The organism is Micromonospora psammae, from assembly GCF_036902725.1.
Lineage (GTDB): Bacteria > Actinomycetota > Actinomycetes > Mycobacteriales > Micromonosporaceae > Micromonospora.
In genome coordinates this window covers 54,115-71,126 of the sequence record NZ_JBAKHM010000029.1, presented here as the reverse complement: position 1 = coordinate 71,126, position 17,012 = coordinate 54,115, and the positions used below count along the sequence as shown (strand labels likewise).

Below are 17,012 nucleotides of genomic sequence, written 5' to 3'. Positions count from 1 at the left end.
CAAGTCACCGCTGCTGCCGTCGTACAGGAGATGTAACGACCCCGGCCCCGCCACGATTCCAGCTTGAGAATGCCGCCGGTCACGGAACACGAGCCCCGAATCCCCGGCAGACCCGACAGCCGGACATTCCACCGACCAAAACCGACATCTAGCCCCGAATGCGCCCGTCGCACATAGCCTGTCGCGAACTGCGCAACCACCGGCAGGGACCTCACCGAGTACCGCCCCGGCGACTTCGTGTCGGCCTGCCCGGTGTGTTGGGTGAGAAGGAACCGGCCGGCCCCCGGGACGGGGACCGGCCGGCCGGTCGTTCAGGCGATGATCACCAGAGCTGCTGGACGATGTCCGCCGCCTGCTCCTCCCACTGCGCGTACGCGTAGGGGTAGGCCGAGATCTGGACGGTCTGCGCCGCGGTGGTCAGCGGCAGGTCCTCCCAGCCGTGCACGTTCTTCAGCGCGTCGAAGAACGCCCGGGAGGCGTACTCCGGGTCGGTGATCTGCTCCACCGTGCCCCAACCGCTGGACGGGCGCTGCTGGAACAGGCCCTGCGAGTCGTGGTCGTTGTACACGCCGAGGTGACCCAGGTTGTAGAGCTTCGACTCCTGGAGCGAGGTGGCCACGCCGATCACCGCGCCCCGCTCGCCCACACCGGTCTTCTTGGCCGTCTCGATGATGGCCTTGGCGTTGGCACGCTGTTCGTCGTCGAGCGGCACGCGGGACTGCGCGCCTTCGACGCCGTGCGGGATCAGCTTGTCCCGGCTCGGCTTGCCGGCGGGCACCTTGCTGGTGCTGCTGCCGGTGGTCAAGGCGGATTCGACCGTGGTGGCCTGTCGGTTCTTGCCGGTGGCGAGGTCGATGGCGGCCACGGCTCCGGCGTGCGGCCCGCTGGTGACCGGAGCGGCCACGGCGGCGGGTCCGAGCGCCAGTCCGCCGATGGCGGCGATGCCGGCGACGATCAGTGGGGTCCTGCGGTTCTTCGCGATGGCGGGGAGCCATGCAGTGAAGTCCTGCTTCACGAATGGTTGCCCTTTCAATCGTGTCGACGCGCTTGAAGATCGCGCCCACTCCCGGGGGAACTGCCCGCGCCGGCGAGGTTTGGATGCCGGCGGTACGGGGGACACAACCAGGTTGACGTGTCCGTCATTCCGGAAATGTCGGTACCCCGCCGGGCTGCGGCGTGGGTCACGCGGCGAGTCGGACGTTCACCCGCGAACGGGCGGGTCAGGGACGCGGATCGCCGAACCGCACCAGGACGTGCCAGAGCTGCTTGAGGTGCTGGAGGGTCTCGGCGGTCGAGCCCCGGTCGGCCCAGCGGCCCGGCTCCCGCACCACCGACGCCGCGGCCCGCCCGATCAGCGCGGCGTCGACCGGCTCCCCCGGCCGACCGAACTCGGCGTGCACCCGGGCGGCCAACGGGGGGATCGCCGGCCCGCGGAACTCGGGACCGATCGCGTCAACCGGCATCGCGAAGCCGTCGTGGAACGCCAGGTCGATCCGGTACCGCTGGGCGATCTCGGCCAGCAGGCGCCCGATGTCCGTCTCCCGGAACGACGGGTCCACGACGAGCGCCTCCACGTCCCGTCCCAGCGCGACCCCGCCGTGGATCTGCGCCTCGACGTAGTCGTCCAGGGCGCGGCCGGCGGGCCGGCGCGCCGCCCGCTCGCGCCGGCTGAGCAGGGTGCGTACCAGCCGGCCGGCGTCCATCCCGGCGACGCCGAGGCTCGTCGCGGTTTCGGCGGTCGCCGCCAGCAGGGCGGCCAGGATGGGCTCGGGCACGTCGACGGTGCCCAGGTCGGTGGGGCCCAGATGGCTGTCGCCGAAGCAGAACGTCGTTCGGGCCAGCACCTCCGGACGCAGCCGCAGGTGGCAGGAGCCGAACCGGGGGCAGGCGCCGTCCGGGTGGTCCAACAGGTTCAACCCGCCGTAGATCGGCCGCTCCGCCGGTGACACCCCGGGCGCCTGGTACGCCCCGCCGAACAGCCGCTCCTCCCAGCGGTCCCGGTCGCCGCCCGGATACGCGGTGAGGCCGCCGCTGGAGATGCCGGTGACGAACTGGCTGCGGTAGGTCCCCTCGTCGGCGAGCGCCGCCGCCACCGTACGCCCGTCGGCGAGCAGCCGGTCGGGGTGGAAGTTGACGGTCAGCCGGCCCCGCTCCGCGATCGCCGCGACCAGCTCCTCCGGCCGGTACGCGGCCCCGGACCCGGCCAGGTGCCGGGCGATCACCGCGAGGGCCACCGGCCGGTCCCGCACCGCCACCGCGCGGACGTGACGCACGGCGGCGGACTGCGCCGGGGTGAGCAGGTCGCTGGCGGACGCGACCGGCCGTTCGGAGACGGACATGCGGCGGATCCTGGCACGTCACCTCTGGTCGCCGCAGCCCGATTTCGCCCTGGTGGGTGTCAGCCGGCGCGGTCCCGGTCGGTGCCGAAACCGTCCAGGGTGGCGCGATCGTCGAGGTCGCGCAGCTCCTGAAAGAGGGTGAGCTGAAGTCCCGCCGGAGCGTCGAGCCGCGAGTTGAGCGAGTGCCAGGGCGTGACGGTCGGCGGCGCGAGCTCGGTGGCCCCGGCGGCCACCAGCCGGTCGGTGGTGGCCGGGGTGTCGTCCACCTCGAAGGCCACCCGGATGCGCGGCGCCACCTGTCGCCCCACCTCCACCTCGTCGATCATGCGCTTCTGCGCGGGGTTGGCGATCTCGAGGGTGGCCCGACCGGCGTCGAGGATCACCACCCGGGCGTCGCCCTCGCCGGAGAACGCGGCCTGTTCCGGCAGGCCGAGCGCGTCGCGGAAGAACGCGACCGCCGCCTCGTAGTCCTCGGCCTCCACCACCAGGCGCAGCTGTCGTACGTTCGGGCGGGGCGCGGCGGGGTCGGTGCTCACCAGTCGATTCTAAAAGCGAGCGAGCAGGGCCCGGTTGTCGGTGGTGCCGGCGAGCCGGCGGAGCAGCAGGTCGAGGCTGCGCTGGGCGGTCCATCCGGGACAATGCGGCCCGCTCAGGGTCCGCTTGGTACCACAGTGGAGATAGCGCCGCCGTCCGGTCCACCGCCAGACCAGCCTCCGGTGGAACGGCCGGGCAGGCCGCTTCGCCGCGCACCGGCGTTCGCCGAGGGTCGACCACGGGCTAGAGTGAGGCCGACCGGAGGGCGATGAGGGTGACTGCGAGCGCGGTGGCCGACCAGGTCAGCCTGGGCGACCACGTCTGTTGGGCGCACGACGGCGAGGCCGGCGGTCTCGACGCCGGGGGGCGGTTCGCCGCCCGCGGTCTCAGCCTCGGCCACAAGGTCGTCTGGTTCACCGACGCGACCTCCCCTGCCGTCGTGCGGGCCCACCTCGACGGCGTCGGCGTGCTGACCGAGGCGGCGCTGGCCGGCGGTCGACTGCGGATCGTGCCGGCGGTGGAGAGCTACCTGACCGGCGGCCGGTTCAGTGCGGACGCGATGGTCGAGGAGCTGACCACCGAGGTCGCCCGGGCCCGGCGCGACGAGCGCCCGGGGCTGCGCCTGATCGGTGACATGAGTTGGGCGGTGCGGCACGGCGTACCCGTCGCCGACCTGTGCCGGTACGAGGCCGAGACGAACCGCGTCTTCCTGGACGGCGACGTGGCCGGCATGTGCCTGTACGACCGGCGGCTCTTCCCCGCCGAGTACCTGCGCCCGATCGCCGCCGCGCACCCGGCGACGGTGGGGCCGGACGCCGCGCGCACCTGGACGCCGATGCTGCGGGCGTACCGGACCCTCGAGCCGTACGGCCTGCGCCTGGTCGGCCAGGTCGACCGCAGCAACCGGGAGGCGTTCGCCGCCCTGCTCGGGCAGCTCACCGGTCGGGCGCCGACCGCGCAGCCCTGCGTGGTCGACGTCTCCGAACTGAGCTTCGCCGACGGGAGCGCCGCCAGCGCGCTGGTCCGGGCCCGGCGGGTCACCCCGGCCGGGGTCCGCCTGGTCGGCTGCCGGCCGGCGCTGCACCGGCTGCTCGACCTCGTCGACGGCACGGACCGCCCGGGGTACGCGACATGACGCCGTCCGGGTCGGCGCGGCTGGTCCACGAGGGACTGTTCTACCGGGACCGCGCGGAGCTGCTCGCCGGCACCGTGCCCTTCGTGACGGAGGGTCTGGCGAACGGGGAGCCGGTGCTGGTGGCGGCCCCACCCGACCGGCTGGCGCTGATCCGCGACCGGGTGGGCGCCGACGACGACCGGGTCCGCTACGCCGACATGACCGAGGCCGGGCGCAACCCCGGCCGGATCATCCCCTGGGTGTTGCAGGCCTTCCTCGACCGGCATCCCGACCAGCGGGTACGCATCATCGGCGAACCGGTGTGGGCGGGGCGTACCGAGGCCGAGCAGCCGGCGTGCGCCCAGCACGAGGCGCTGATCAACGCGGCGTTCGCCGACCGGGACGCGCACATCCTCTGCCCGTACGACACCGCGCGGCTCGACGCCGAGGTGCTCGTCGACGCCGGCCGCACCCATCCGGTGCTGGTGGACGCGGCGGGCCGGCGGCCGAGCCCCACCTTCGCGCCGGAGCAGGTCGTCACCGGGCACAACAAGCCGCTGCCGGACCCCGACGAGCCGGTCTCCGTCCTCCCGTACGCCCTCGACACCCTGGCCGACGTGCGCAGGTTCGTCACCGACCGGGCGCAGGCCGCGCGCCTGGACCCGGACCGGATCGCGGACCTCCAGATCGCCGTCACCGAGCTGGCCGCGAACAGCGTCGCCCACGCCGGTGGCGCCGGCGTGCTGCGGGTGTGGCACACCGGTGAACACCTGGTGTGCGAGATCCACGACGGCGGTTGGCTGGCCGACCCGCTCGCCGGTCGGCTCGCGCCCCGGCACGACGGCATCGGCGGGCGAGGGCTGGTGATCGTGCACGCGCTCTGCGACCTGGTGCTGCTGCACACCACCGCGGCCGGCACCACCGTACGGCTGCACATGCGCCTCGGCGGCGGGACCACGACGTGACCGGCGACGGGCCGTACGAGCTGTGCCCGATCGGTCGGGTGGAGTCGCCGCTGACCGATGCGGAGTTCGCGCCGAAGCAGGGCGACGAGGGTGCGCCGGAGGCGTACCTGGTCTTCTCCCCCACCGTCGCGGTGGGCCTGCGCGACCTGCGGCCCGACGCCGAGGTCCTGGTCCTCACCTGGCTGGACCGGGCCCGGCGGGACGTCCTGGCGGTGCGTCCGCGCGACGACCACGCCCGGCCGGAGACCGGGGTGTTCAGCACCCGGTCGGCGGACCGGCCGAACCCGATCGGGCTGCACCGGGTGCGGGTGCTGGCCGTGGACGGCCTGCGGATGCGGGTGGCCGGCCTGGAGGCGCTGGACGGCACCCCCGTGCTGGACGTCAAGCCGGTCCTCGGCCGGCGCGACGAACGCTGACCGACCTCACCGCACCGGCCCGCGGGTCAGTGGCCGCGCGCCAGCCACCGGGGCAGGTGCGGCGCCTCGGCCCCGATGGTGGTGCTGTCGCCGTGCCCGGTGTGCACCACGGTCTCCGGTGGCAGGGTGAGCAGGCGGCCCCGGATCGACTCGACGATGGTGCCGAAGTCGCTGTACGAGCGGCCGGTCGCGCCGGGCCCGCCGGCGAAGAGGGTGTCGCCGGTGAAGACCATGCCGAGCGTCGGGGCGTGGAAGCTGCACGCCCCGGGGCTGTGGCCGGGGGTGTGCAGCACGTGCAGGGTGGTGCCGGCGACGGGCAGGGTCTGCCCGTCGGCCAGCTCGCCGCCGGGCGGCAGGTCGGGGTGGACCAGGTCCCAGAGCACCCGGTCGGCGGGGTGCAGCAGCACCGGCGCGCCGGTGGCCCGGGACAGCTCGGGCGCCACCCGTACATGGTCGTCGTGGGCGTGGGTGGCCAGGATGGCCACCACCCGGCGGTCACCGACGGCGCGCAGGATCGCCGCGACGTCGTGCGGGGCGTCGACGACGACGCATTCGGCGTCGTCGCCCACCACCCAGACGTTGTTGTCGACGTCAAAGGTCTGTCCGTCGAGGGAGAACGTGCCGGAGGTGACGGCGTGGTCCACGCGGGCGGTCACGGGAAGACCACCACCGAGCGCAGCACGTCGCCGCGATGCATCCGGTCGAACGCCTGCTCCACCTGGTCCAGGGCGATCTCCTCGGTGACGAACGCGTCCAGGTCGAGCCGGCCCTGCAGGTAGAGCTCGGTGAGCAGTGGGAAGTCCCGGCTGGGCAGGCAGTCGCCGTACCAGCTGGACTTGAGCGCGCCGCCGCGGCCGAAGACGTCCAGCAGCGGCAGGTCGACGGTCATCTCCGGGGTGGGCACCCCGACCAGCACCACGGTGCCGGCCAGGTCGCGGGCGTGGAACGCCTGCTTCCAGGTCTCCGGGCGGCCGACCGCGTCGATCACCACGTCGGCGCCGAACCCGCCGGTGGCGGCCCGGATCGCCTCGACGGGGTCCTCGGCGGAGGCGTCCACGGTGTGGGTGGCGCCGAACCTGCGGGCCCAGTCGAGCTTGCGGGCGTCGGTGTCCACGGCGATGATCGTGGTCGCGCCGGCCAGCGCCGCGCCGGCCACCGCGGCGTCGCCGACCCCGCCGCAGCCGATGACGGCCACCGAGTCGCCCCGGGTGACCTGACCAGTGTTCATGGCGGCGCCGAGGCCGGCCATCACGCCGCAGCCGAGCAGGCCCACCGCGGCGGGCCGGGCCGCCGGGTCGACCTTCGTGCACTGCCCGGCGTGGACGAGCGTCTTCTCGGCGAAGGCGCCGATGCCCAGCGCCGGCGCCAACTCGGTGCCGTCGGTGAGGGTCATCCGCCGGGCCGCGTTGTGCGTGTTGAAGCAGTACCAGGGGCGACCGCGCCGGCAGGCCCGGCAGGTGCCGCAGACCGCCCGCCAGTTGAGCACCACGAAGTCGCCGGGGGCCACCTCCGTGACCCCCTGGCCCACCTGTTCCACCACGCCGGCTGCCTCGTGGCCGAGCAGGAACGGGTACTCGTCGTTGATGCCGCCCTCCCGGTAGTGCAGGTCGGTGTGGCAGACCCCGCAGGACCGCACCTGCACCACCGCCTCGCCGGGCCCGGGGTCGGGCACCACGATGGTGGTGACCTCGACCGGCGCGCCCCTGCGCCGTGAAACGACTCCCCGGACCTCCTGGCTCACGGTGCCCTCCCGGCTGCGTCCACGATCATGTCTTCCCGCGAACCTACCGCCCGGTCACGGCGCAGGCCCAGCCCGGCGGGGCGGTTATCCCGGCCGTTGCCGGGTAGGCGGGGGCACGGTTCTCCGCTGGGACGGGAGTGCACATGAAGCTCACGCATATGCCGTTGCGGGTCAGCATCGGCGCGTTCTTCCTCAATTCCGGGCTGAGCAAGCGGACCTTGGAGGGCGAGGCCGCCGTGGGTATGCACGGCATGGCCGTCGGCGCCATCCCGCGGCTGCGGCAGATCGAGCCGGCCCGCTTCGCCAAGCTGCTCTCCGGGAGCGAGGTGGCGATCGGCGCCGCCCTGCTCATCCCGTTCGTGCCGTCCTTCATCGGCGGCCTGGGGCTGACCGTGTTCGGCGCCGGCCTGGTCCAGCTCTACCTGCGGACCCCCGGGATGCGGGAGCAGAACAGCCTGAAGCCGACCCAGGCGGGCATCGGCCTCGCCAAGGACTCCTGGCTGGTCGGCGCCGGCCTCACCCTGATGCTGGACTCGCTCACCCACCGCCGGCTCGTCCGCTGACCGGCCGGCCGCCGGTCGGTGGTCAGCCGCCGGGTACGGCGGCGACGGGGGCCGCGGCGCGCTCGGCGGCGTACCGGCGGCGGGCGGCGTTGCGGTAGCGCCACACCTGGACCGCGCCGAGCGCCCACAGCAGGTACTGCGCGGCGAAGGCCCAGCGGTAGGCGTCCAGGGTGGGGGTCGCGGCGGTCCCCGGGGTGGCGAGGTCGAGCACCACACCGACCGCGAGGACCAGCACGATCGAGGCGACGAAGCCACCCACGTTGACGATGCCGGTGGCGCTGCCGATGCGGTGCACCGGGTTGAAGGTGCGCGCGTAGTCGAACCCGATCACCGAACCGGGGCCGTTGACGGCCAGGACCAGCACCAGCGTCACCAGCAGCCAGTGCGGCGCCCGTCCGGGCCAGGCCAGCACGACCGCCCAGACGGCGGCGGTGCCGGCGGTGATGGTGAAGACCACCACCGAACGGCGGAACGGGTGCCGGGCGCAGAGGTGCGCGATGACCGGTCCGCAGAGCAGCGTGCCGACCGTCATCAGGGTGAGCAGTGACGCGGCGGCGGTGGGCGTCAGCCCCTGCCCCTGCACCAGGAAGGGATAGCCCCAGAGCAGCGCGAAGACCGCGCCGGAGAACTGGGTGACGAAGTGGGTCCAGAGTCCCAGCCGGGTGCCCGGCTGGGCCCACGCGGCGGCCAGCTGCCGGCGTACGGTGGCGAGGTCGGGGGCGACGGCGGCGGCGTGCTCGCGGCGCGGGGCGTCCTTGACGGCGGCGGCCACCGTCAGCAGCACCGTCGCGCCCACCGCGGCGGCGGTGAGGAAGGCGGGCGTCCAGCCCGCGCCGTGCAGCAGCGCCACCAGCGGCACCGCCCCCAGGATCGCGCCGAGCTGACCGAGGGTGCCGGTGAGCTGCACCATCAACGGGTTGCGCCGCCCCGGGAACCAGAACGCGACGATCCGCAGCACGCTGATGAAGGTCATCGCGTCGCCGAGCCCGACGAGCACCCGGGCGGCCACCGCGAGCCGCGCGTCGGTGGCGACGGCGAAGCAGAGCTGACCGGCCACCATCAGCGCCCCACCGGCGAGGAGCAGCCGGCGGGAGCCGTACCGGTCCAGCAGCACGCCGACCGGCACCTGCATGGCGGCGTACACGGCGAGCTGGGCGACGGTGAAGGTGGCCAGCGCGGCGGCGTCGATGTCGAAGCGGTGCGCGGCGTCGACCCCGGCCACGCCGAGCGAGCTGCGGTGGAACACGGCCGCCACGTACGCGCCCAGCGCGACCGTCCAGACCAGGGCGGCGGCGCGGCGCGGGATCGGCTCCGCCTGGATCACCGCAGGCCGCGCAGCCGGTGGTACCGCCCGCCGGGGATCTCGTTCCCGGCTGCTTCGGGCACAGCGGCGTGGAACGCCGGGTCGGCCTCCATCAGGGCCCGCAGGTCGCCGGGTGCGCGCGCCGCACGCATCCGGTCCCGCCGGCCGGCGAGCTGGGACGAGTCATGCCTCCATGATGCGTCCCGGGCCGGGCGCGGGTCCGCCCGGCCGGTCCAGGGGTGCGGCGGGCCACACCGGTCAGGAGGAGCGGGCCGGGTCGCCGTGGTCCAGCGAGATCAGGCCGTCGGCGTCGAGGCGGAACCGGGTCCGGAACGGCGCCCCGAGCCGGTCGGCCAGCTCGGCGAGCCAGCGCGCCTCGGCCGGCGCCGCCCGCTCCAGCCGCAGCCGGCGCATCCGCACCGGGACCAGGCGCAGCCGCACCAGGCCGTCGGCGTCGAAGGTCGGCAGGTACAGCAGCCGCAGGTGGGGACGGTACGACTCCTGCCCGCCGATCCCCTCGTAGTCGTCCACCAGATCACCGCAGCCGTAGAGGATCAGGCCGCGGCCGTGGGCCTCGACCGGGCGCGGATGGTGCGACGAGTGGCCGTGCACCAGGTGCACCCCGCCCTCGACCAACCGGCGCGCGAAACCCACGTGCTCCGGCGGCACCTGGTAGCCCCAGTTCGAACCCCAGTGCACGGAGACCACCACCAGGTCGTCCGGGTCGGCCGCCTCGGCGATCCGTTCGGTGAGCGCGGCGGCGGACGCCTCGGTCGTCTCCGGCAGGTACGCCACCCCGGGCCGCCGGTCGGTCGCCGCCCAGTACGGCGGGATCCCGCTCGACGGGGCGCCCACCGACCAGAGCAGCAGCCGGCGGCCCCCGCCCAGGTCGACCCGGGCCGGGTGCCACGCCTGCGCCGCGTCCTCGCCGGCCCCGGCCGGCGTGATGCCGGCCCGGCGCAGCCCGTCGAGGGTGTCGGTGAGTCCCTGCGCGCCGAAGTCGAGCACGTGGTTGTTGGCCAGCGCGCAGACGTCGATCCGGGCGGCGGTGAGGCAGGCCAGGTTCTCCGGATGCATCCGGTAGTGGATCCCCTTGCCGGGTGCGAACTCGCCCCGCGCGGTCACCGAGGTCTCCAGGTTGACGATCCGCACGTCCGGCCGCAGCTCGTCGAGGAGCCGCAGCGCCTCCCCCCACGGCCAGCGGGGCGGGACCGGCCGGCGGACCGGGCCGGACACCGACTCGGCCAGCTCCACGTACCGGCGGGCGTCGGTGACGATCCCCTCCCGCAGCTCCGGTGGGGCGGGGTGGGGCAGGATCTGGTCCACGCCGCGACCGGTCATCACGTCGCCGCTGAGAAAGAGGGTCACCTCGGCACCGGCCATGCGGTCGCTTTCCCGCGCGGAGCCGCTTTAGCTCACGACGGCCGGGAATTGCGCGCAGTTCGCGTGAGGAGCCCGGTGGCGGGGTACCGGGCGGGCCATGACGGCGGACGTGACGGTGGTGGTGGCCACCAGGAACCGGCGGGACCAGCTGCTCGAGGTGCTGCCCCGGCACCCCGGGCCGGTGATCGTGGTGGACAACGGTTCCGCCGACGGCACCCCGACGGCGGTGGCCCGGGCCTTTCCGGAGGTCCGGGTCGTGCCGCTCGGGTCCAACCTGGGCGCCGGGGCCGCCCGCAACGTCGGGGTGGCGCTGGCCCGTACCCCGTACGTGGCGTTCGCCGACGACGACTCGTACTGGGCGCCGGGGGCGTTGGGGCGGGCGGCGGAGATCCTCGCCACGCATCCGGGGTCCGGGCTGCTCACCGGGGAGGTGCTCGTCGGGCGGGAGGCGCGCGTCGACCCGATCTCGACGGAGATGGCCCGCGCGCCGCTGGGCACCGCGCCGGGCGCGCCGGGCCCGTCCGTGCTGGGCTTCCTGGCCTGCGCGGTGGTGCTGCGCCGCGCCGCGTTCGACGCCGTCGGTGGTTTCGCCCCACGGCTCGGGACGTACGGCGAGGAGGCGCTGCTGGCGATGGACCTGGCCGCCGCCGGCTGGCAGCTGGCGTACGTGCCGGAGCTGGTGGTCCACCACCTGCCGCAGCCGGCGGGGCGGGACCGGCGGGACCGGCACCGGGCGGAGGCCCGCAACCGGGTGCTGACCGCGGCGCTGCGCTGCCCGCCGCGGGTGGTGCGCGCGGTGCTGGCGCAGACCTGGCGGGACCCGCAACGGCGACGCGGGCTGCTCGACGCGGCCCGGGAGGTCGGGTGGGTGATCCGGGCGCGTCGACGGCTGCCCGCGGCGGTCGAGGCCGACCTGGCCGTGCTGGAGGGCACCGCCCCGCCGCGCCGCGCGGGCGGGCCGGCGACCGATCCCGCAGCGGTGGTCGGTGCGGGGCGGCCGCCGGCCTGAACGGTCACCCGGCACCACCGACCCCGCCACCGGGCGTGATCGGCCGACTGGGCAGAATTGATCCATGTCTACCCGCCGGTGGCTGCTCGCCGACCAACTCGGGCCGCACTTCCTGGACGACGACGACCAAGCCGTGCTGCTGGTGGAGGCCGCGCAGCCGTTCCGGCGGCGGGCCCTGCACCGGCAGAAGGCGCATCTCATCCTCAGCGCCCTGCGGCACCGGGCCGCCGAGCTGGGCGACCGGGCGGTGCTGCTGCGCACCGACACCTTCCGCGAGGCGCTCGACGCGGTCGGCGAGCCGGTGGAGGTCTGCCATCCAACCACCCGGTCCGCGCTGCGCTTCGTGAACTCCGACGAGCGGGTGACGGTGCTGCCGCCGCGCGGCTTCCTCACCGACCGGGCGGACTTCGCCGCCTGGGCGGACCGGAGCCGGCAGGGGCAGCTGCGAATGGGCGACTTCTACCGGTACGCCCGGCGCCGCCACGGCATCGTCGCGGGGTCGTCCCGTGGCGTCGCCCGCCGCCGCTCCCCCGATCCGGCCCGGGTCCTCGACGTGCCGCCCCCGCCGCCGATCGTGGAGGACGCCATCGACGCCGAGGTCCGCGCCGACCTGGACCGGTGGCAGCGCGACGGGGTGCGCTTCGTGGGCCGGGACGGCCCGCGCCGCTATCCCGCCACCCACGCCGAGGCCGAGGCGCGGTTAGCGCACTTCCTGCGGTACCGGCTGCCCGAACACGGCCGCTACGGCGAGGTGATGAGCGCGGGCGATCCGCTGCTGGCGCACAGCGTGCTCTCCTCCTCGTTCAACCTGGGGCTGCTGGATCCGGAGCCGGCGATCCGGCGGGCCGAGGCCGCCGAGCGGGCGGGAACCGCGCCACCGTCGGCGGTGGAGGCCTTCGTCCGGGGTCTGCTCGGCTGGCGGGAGTTCCTCTGGCAGCTCTACTGGTACTTCGACCCCGGATTCCGGGGTACGGGTTGGCTCGCCGCGACGACGCCGCTGCCGGACTGGTTCGTCGAGCTGGACGCCGACGCGGTCGAGGCGCGCTGCCTCGCCGAGGTGCTCGCCGGCGTCCGCGACCGGGCCTGGGCGCACCACCCGCAGCGGCTGCTGGTGCTGGGCAACTACGCGTTGCAGCGCGGGTGGCGCCCCGCCGAGCTGGTGGACTGGTTCCACCGGTCCTTCGTGGACGGCACCGACTGGGTGATGAACGCGACGGTGATCGGCATGAGCCAGTACGCCGACCTCGCCCGGGTGGACACCCGCCCGTACGCGGTCGACGGTCGGTACATCGACGAGATCAGTGACTACTGCGTGGGCTGCCGGTATCAGCCGGAGCGGGCGCTGGGCGAGCTGGCCTGCCCGTACACCGGCGGGTTCGACGCCTTCCTGCACCGCAACCGGGCCCGGCTGGCCGCCGACCCGCGACTCGCCGCCGAGCTGGCCGCCCGCGACGACGACCCGGAGCACCGGGAGGCGGTGCTCGCCCAGGAGGAGAAGCGGGGCGACGGCCCGCCCTGAGCCCTCAGCCGGCCTCCCCAGCGGTGGCCCGGTCGCCCGCCGGGGCGCGGTCGGGCTCGCCCGTCTCGGCGGCGGTGAGGAAGTCCACGAGCATGCGGTGGAACTCCTCGGCGTGTTCGATCTGCGGCATGTGCCCGCAGTCGCGGAAGAGGTGGGTGCGGGCCCGGGGCAGCCGGGCCCGCGCGGCGTCGAGGTGGGTGGCGGGCAGGATGAGATCCCGGTCGCCCCAGACGATCCAGGTGGGGAGGTCGAGGCGGGCCACCTCGGTGAGCAGCTCCTCCCGCCAGGCGGGGTGCACCCCCTTGACGGTGCCGAGGTGGCGGACGGTCTCCAGCAGCACCCGCGCGGTGTAGGGCTGCCGGGCCAGGGTCAGCGCGTGGTCGATCCGCTCCTCGGTGACGAACGCCGGGTCGTGGAAGAGGGCGCGTTCGGTGCGGCGGGCGAGGGCCCGGCTGGGGCGCAGCAGCAGCCGGCCCAGGGGCCGCAGCGTCAGCAGCCGCAGCGCGATGGTCACCTCCTGGCCGAAGCCGGCGGGGTTGACCAGGGCGAGGCTGGCCACCCGGTCCGGTTCCGCCACCGCCAGCCGCATGGCGATCGCGCCGCCGAGGGAGTTGCCGACCAGATGCGCCGGGCGGTCCACGCCCACCGCGTCGAGGTAGTGCCCGACGAACCGGGCGAGCGCCGGCAGGGTGTACGGCTCGGTCATCGGCAGGGAGCCGCCGTAGCCGGGCAGGTCGACGCTGTGCACCCGGAAACCGCGGGCGAGCAGCTCGTGCTGTTCGGTGAAGTCGCGCTGGCTGCGGGCGATGCCGTGCAGCAGCACCACCGGCGGCCCGTCGCCGTCGACCCGGTGGCACACCCGACGCCCGTCGACGGTGACGTGCCGGGGACGCGGGGCGGTCCCGGCGCTCATGCCCGGTCCGCCGTGGACGGCGTGGCGGTCGGGGGGACGACGGGCCTTCGGCCGGCCTGCCGGGCCGGGCCGCCCGCCCCTCGGTTCAGGCCGGTGACGAGCACCCGGTTGTACGCGGCGGGGGCGACCCGGGCCAGAAGGTCCGGCAGCTTCGCCGACCAGCCGATCAGCACCCGCCCGCGGCGACGCTCCACCCCGCGCAGGATCACCTCGGCGGCCTTCGCCGGTGGGATGGAGAGGAGCTTCTCGAACTGGCGCAGGCCGGTCTCGTACTCCTCGCGCTCGACGCCGCTGCCCACCCGGGCGTTGCGGGCGATCCGGGTGGCGATCCCGCCGGGATGCACGGAGGTCACCCCGATGCCGTCGTCGACCAGCTCGTGGCGCAGCGCCTCGGTGAAGCCGCGGACGGCGAACTTGCTGGCCGAGTAGGCGGCCTGCCCGGCCGGGGCGATCAGTCCGAAGAGGCTGGAGACGTTGACCAGGTGCGCGCCCGGCTCCGCCTTCAACGCCGGCAGCAGGGCGTGGGTCAGCTGCACGACGGCGTGGAAGTTGATGTCCAGCAGCCAGTTGAACTCGTCGAGGGTGACCTGGTCGAAGCGGCCACCGAGGGCCACCCCGGCGTTGTTGACCAGCAACCGGATCCGCGGGTGGGCGGCCCGGACCTGCTCGGCGACCCGGGCGGTGGCCGCCCGGTCGGCGAGGTCGACCAGGTGGGCCTCGACCCGCACGTCGGGGTGGGCCGCGCGGATCGCCGCGGCCACCGCGTCGAGCCGGTCGGCGTCCCGGTCGAGCAGGACGAGGTTGCTGCCGCGGCGGGCGAGGCCGTGCGCCAGGGCCTCACCTATCCCGCTGGCGGCGCCGGTGACCACGGCGGTCCCGGCGCGGAAGACGAAGGTACGCAACGCGCTCTCCTCTGCGGTACGGGTGGCGGAGCCCGGGTCAGGCGACCGGGGCCTCGGTGGTACGGGGGTCGGCGGCGACCTGCGCGGCGCGGGAGAAGCGGACCCCCTCGTCGGCGAGCCGGCCGTGCCGCATCAGCACCACGTCCCGGGCGTAGTTCTGGTAGAGCCGCCAGGGCGCCCGGGCGCCCTGCTTGGGCAGGGCGTCGACGCTGCGCAGCACGTACCCGGACTTGAGGTCGATGATCGGTTCCAGCTCGCCGTCGGTGGGCGCGACCGGGGTGACGATCTGCTGGCCGGTGCGGTCGAGGTGGCGCAGCAGCCGGCACACGTACGTGGCGACCAGGTCGGCCTTCAGGGTCCAGGAGGCGTTGGTGTAGCCGATCGTCATGGCGAAGTTCGGCACGCCGGAGAGCATCATGCCCTTGTAGGCGACGGTGTGGGCCAGGTCGACGTCGACCCCGTCCACGGCGATCGTCATCCCGCCGAAGGCGAGCAGGTTGAGGCCGGTGGCGGTGACGACGACGTCGGCCGGCAGCTCCGCGCCGGAGGCGAGCCGGATGCCGTGCTCGGTGAAGGTGTCGATGGTGTCGGTGACCACGGCGGCCCGCCCGCCGCGCACCGCCTCGAACAGGTCCCCGTCGGGGACCACGCAGAGCCGCTGGTCCCACGGGTCGTAGCGGGGCGAGAAGTGTCGGTCCACGTCGTAGCCGGCCGGCAGCCGGCCCTTGGCGGCCCGGCGCAGCAGCGACCGCACCACCTTCGGCGCGCGCCGGCTGAGCTGGAAGTTCGCCGTGCCGAGGAGCACGTTCTTCCACCGCACCATCGGGTAGACGGCCTTCTCCGGCAGCCAGCGCCGCAGCGCGTCGGCGATGACGTCCCGCGAGGGCAGCGAGATCACGTACGTGGGCGAGCGCTGGAGCATGGTGACGTGGCCGGCCCGTTCGGCCATCGCCGGCACCAGGGTCACGGCGGTGGCGCCGCTGCCGATGACGACCACCCGCTTGCCGGCGTAGTCCAGGTCGGCGGGCCAGTGCTGCGGATGCACCAACCGCCCGGCGAACCGGTCCACGCCGGGAAACTCGGGGGTGTAACCGGAGTCGTAGCGGTAGTAGCCGGAGCAGGTGAAGAGGAACGCGCAGGTGAGCCGGACCTCCTCGCCGGTGTCGTCGCGCTGGGCGTGGACCGTCCAGCGGGCGGTCGCGCTGTCCCATTCGGCCCGGACGACGCGGTGGTGGAAGCGGATGTGCTCCTCGACGCCGTACTCGCGGGCGGTCTCCCGGACGTAGCCGCGGATGGCGTCGCCGTCGGCGATCGCCTTCGGGTTCGTCCACGGCTTGAAGGAGTAGCCGAGGGTGAACATGTCCGAGTCGGAGCGGATGCCCGGGTAGCGGAACAGGTCCCAGGTGCCGCCGATCGCGCCGCGCGCCTCGAGCACCGCGTACGTCTTGTCGGGACAGTTGCGCCGCAGGTGGACGGCGGCGCCGATGCCGGACAGGCCGGCTCCGACGATGAGCACGTCGACGTGGTCGGAGGCCATGGCAGCTCCCTGGCTGAGACAGTGGACCGGACACTATCCACCACCGTCGACGTCCGTCAACACCCTGTCGAGATCGCTCGACAGCCTGTCGAGCGCGTGTAGCATCGACGCTCATGGCGACCGCCCGTACCTCCGCCGGTGCCGCGCCCGGACGTGGCCGCCGGGCGGGCCGGTCCGCGGGCGACGACCGCGAACTGGCCATCCTCACCACCGCCGAGCGGCTCCTGCGGCAGCGCACCTTCGCCGAGATCTCCATCGACGACCTGGCCCGGGGCGCGGGCATCTCCCGGCCGACGTTCTACTTCTACTTCCCGTCCAAGGACGCGGTGCTGCTGACCCTGCTCGACCGGGTCACCGAGGAGGCCGACGCCGCCGCCGGCGACGTGCTGGACCACCTGGCCGAGGACCCGCGGGCCCGGTGGCGGGAGCTGATCAGCCGCTTCCACGCCACCTTCGGCGGCCACCGCGCGGTGGTGCTGGCCTGCGCGGAGGTCCGCGGCACCAACGTCGAGGTACGCCGGCTCTGGGCCCGGGTGCTGGAACGCTGGGTGCAGGCGGTCGAGGCCGCCATCGTGGCCGAGCGCCGGCGCGGCGCGGCCCCGCCCGGGCTGCCCGCCCGCGACCTGGCGATCGCGTTGAACTCGATGAACGAGCGGGTCTGGTACGCCACCTTCGCCGGTGACGGGCCGGCCGTCGCCGAGCGGGACGTGGTGGACGTGCTCCTCGACGTCTGGCTGACCGGCATCTACCGCACCACCTCGCCGGGTTGAGGGC

At 74.5% G+C, this 17,012-nt stretch carries 18 protein-coding genes and 1 pseudogene; 7 read left to right on the top strand and 12 right to left on the bottom strand.

Annotated elements, in window-relative coordinates:
* The 4 genes from V6U79_RS26315 to V6U79_RS26300 form a co-directional block, all read right to left on the bottom strand.
* On the bottom strand, positions 1–200 hold a 200-nt coding region (locus V6U79_RS26315), incomplete at its 3' end, for a hypothetical protein (RefSeq protein ID WP_334616212.1).
* A 122-nt stretch (positions 201–322) separates the two neighbouring features.
* Positions 323–1,015 (bottom strand): hypothetical protein, encoded by a 693-nt coding sequence (locus tag V6U79_RS26310; protein WP_334616211.1) that lies wholly within the window; start codon positions 1,013–1,015, stop codon positions 323–325.
* A gap of 205 nt (positions 1,016–1,220) precedes the next feature.
* Positions 1,221–2,339, bottom strand: coding sequence for a DUF3626 domain-containing protein (locus V6U79_RS26305; protein ID WP_334616210.1), 1,119 nt, complete (start codon positions 2,337–2,339; stop codon positions 1,221–1,223).
* Between the two features lie 59 nt (positions 2,340–2,398).
* Complete coding sequence (locus V6U79_RS26300) at positions 2,399–2,875, bottom strand: VOC family protein (protein WP_334616209.1); 477 nt, start codon at positions 2,873–2,875, stop codon at positions 2,399–2,401.
* Between the two features lie 266 nt (positions 2,876–3,141).
* On the opposite strand from V6U79_RS26300, the gene V6U79_RS26295 reads away from it, so the two are divergent.
* Genes V6U79_RS26295 through tsaA form a run of 3 tightly spaced genes read left to right on the top strand, consistent with a single transcriptional unit; the run spans position 3,142 to position 5,368 of the window.
* Positions 3,142–4,008, top strand: a complete 867-nt coding sequence (locus V6U79_RS26295) for an MEDS and STAS domain-containing protein (RefSeq protein ID WP_334616208.1) — start codon at positions 3,142–3,144, stop codon at positions 4,006–4,008.
* Entirely contained in the window at positions 4,005–4,952 is a 948-nt protein-coding gene (locus V6U79_RS26290) for an anti-sigma factor RsbA family regulatory protein (protein ID WP_334520455.1), read from the top strand. Before V6U79_RS26295 ends, V6U79_RS26290 begins: the two co-directional genes overlap by 4 nt.
* On the top strand, positions 4,949–5,368 hold the full coding sequence (gene tsaA / locus V6U79_RS26285) for a tRNA (N6-threonylcarbamoyladenosine(37)-N6)-methyltransferase TrmO (RefSeq protein WP_334616207.1): 420 nt from the start codon (positions 4,949–4,951) through the stop codon (positions 5,366–5,368). The genes V6U79_RS26290 and tsaA overlap by 4 nt, the downstream gene beginning before the upstream one ends.
* A gap of 26 nt (positions 5,369–5,394) precedes the next feature.
* Here the strand turns inward: tsaA and V6U79_RS26280 are convergent, their stop codons facing one another.
* Together V6U79_RS26280 and V6U79_RS26275 are read right to left on the bottom strand one after the other, a co-directional pair.
* Complete coding sequence (locus V6U79_RS26280) at positions 5,395–6,024, bottom strand: MBL fold metallo-hydrolase (protein WP_334616206.1); 630 nt, start codon at positions 6,022–6,024, stop codon at positions 5,395–5,397.
* Positions 6,021–7,109, bottom strand: a complete 1,089-nt coding sequence (locus V6U79_RS26275) for an S-(hydroxymethyl)mycothiol dehydrogenase (RefSeq protein ID WP_334616205.1) — start codon at positions 7,107–7,109, stop codon at positions 6,021–6,023. The genes V6U79_RS26280 and V6U79_RS26275 overlap by 4 nt, the downstream gene beginning before the upstream one ends.
* A 143-nt stretch (positions 7,110–7,252) precedes the next feature.
* Between V6U79_RS26275 and V6U79_RS26270 the strand changes: the two genes are divergently transcribed.
* A complete protein-coding gene (locus tag V6U79_RS26270; protein ID WP_334616203.1) occupies positions 7,253–7,672 on the top strand; it encodes a hypothetical protein in 420 nt (139 codons plus the stop codon).
* 22 nt (positions 7,673–7,694) lie between these two features.
* On the opposite strand, the gene V6U79_RS26265 is transcribed toward V6U79_RS26270, so the two are convergent.
* The 3 genes and pseudogenes from V6U79_RS26265 to V6U79_RS26255 all read right to left on the bottom strand — a co-directional run bounded on the left by V6U79_RS26265 (position 7,695) and on the right by V6U79_RS26255 (position 10,343).
* Positions 7,695–8,996: an MFS transporter gene (locus tag V6U79_RS26265; RefSeq protein ID WP_334616201.1), complete on the bottom strand. Its 1,302-nt coding sequence runs from the start codon at positions 8,994–8,996 to the stop codon at positions 7,695–7,697.
* A pseudogene (locus tag V6U79_RS26260) lies at positions 8,993–9,151 on the bottom strand (FCD domain-containing protein); the annotation flags it as partial. The pseudogene V6U79_RS26260 and the gene V6U79_RS26265, both read right to left, overlap by 4 nt.
* An 82-nt stretch (positions 9,152–9,233) precedes the next feature.
* Positions 9,234–10,343 (bottom strand): CapA family protein, encoded by a 1,110-nt coding sequence (locus V6U79_RS26255; protein WP_334616200.1) that lies wholly within the window; start codon positions 10,341–10,343, stop codon positions 9,234–9,236.
* Between the two features lie 112 nt (positions 10,344–10,455).
* On the opposite strand from V6U79_RS26255, the gene V6U79_RS26250 reads away from it, so the two are divergent.
* Positions 10,456–11,367, top strand: coding sequence for a glycosyltransferase family 2 protein (locus V6U79_RS26250; RefSeq protein ID WP_334616199.1), 912 nt, complete (start codon positions 10,456–10,458; stop codon positions 11,365–11,367).
* Positions 11,368–11,431: 64 nt separating this feature from the next.
* Complete coding sequence (locus V6U79_RS26245; protein ID WP_334616198.1) at positions 11,432–12,886, top strand: cryptochrome/photolyase family protein; 1,455 nt, start codon at positions 11,432–11,434, stop codon at positions 12,884–12,886.
* Positions 12,887–12,890: 4 nt separating this feature from the next.
* On the opposite strand, the gene V6U79_RS26240 is transcribed toward V6U79_RS26245, so the two are convergent.
* From V6U79_RS26240 to V6U79_RS26230, 3 genes are read right to left on the bottom strand one after another with little or no spacing between them, the layout of a single operon-like run.
* A complete protein-coding gene (locus V6U79_RS26240) occupies positions 12,891–13,799 on the bottom strand; it encodes an alpha/beta fold hydrolase (protein WP_334616197.1) in 909 nt (302 codons plus the stop codon).
* Positions 13,796–14,701 (bottom strand): SDR family NAD(P)-dependent oxidoreductase, encoded by a 906-nt coding sequence (locus tag V6U79_RS26235; RefSeq protein ID WP_334616196.1) that lies wholly within the window; start codon positions 14,699–14,701, stop codon positions 13,796–13,798. Before V6U79_RS26235 ends, V6U79_RS26240 begins: the two co-directional genes overlap by 4 nt.
* A 37-nt stretch (positions 14,702–14,738) precedes the next feature.
* Positions 14,739–16,238, bottom strand: a complete 1,500-nt coding sequence (locus V6U79_RS26230; RefSeq protein WP_334616195.1) for a flavin-containing monooxygenase — start codon at positions 16,236–16,238, stop codon at positions 14,739–14,741.
* 113 nt (positions 16,239–16,351) lie between these two features.
* On the opposite strand from V6U79_RS26230, the gene V6U79_RS26225 reads away from it, so the two are divergent.
* On the top strand, positions 16,352–17,008 hold the full coding sequence (locus tag V6U79_RS26225; protein ID WP_334520490.1) for a TetR/AcrR family transcriptional regulator: 657 nt from the start codon (positions 16,352–16,354) through the stop codon (positions 17,006–17,008).
* The last annotated feature ends 4 nt before the right edge of the window (positions 17,009–17,012 follow it).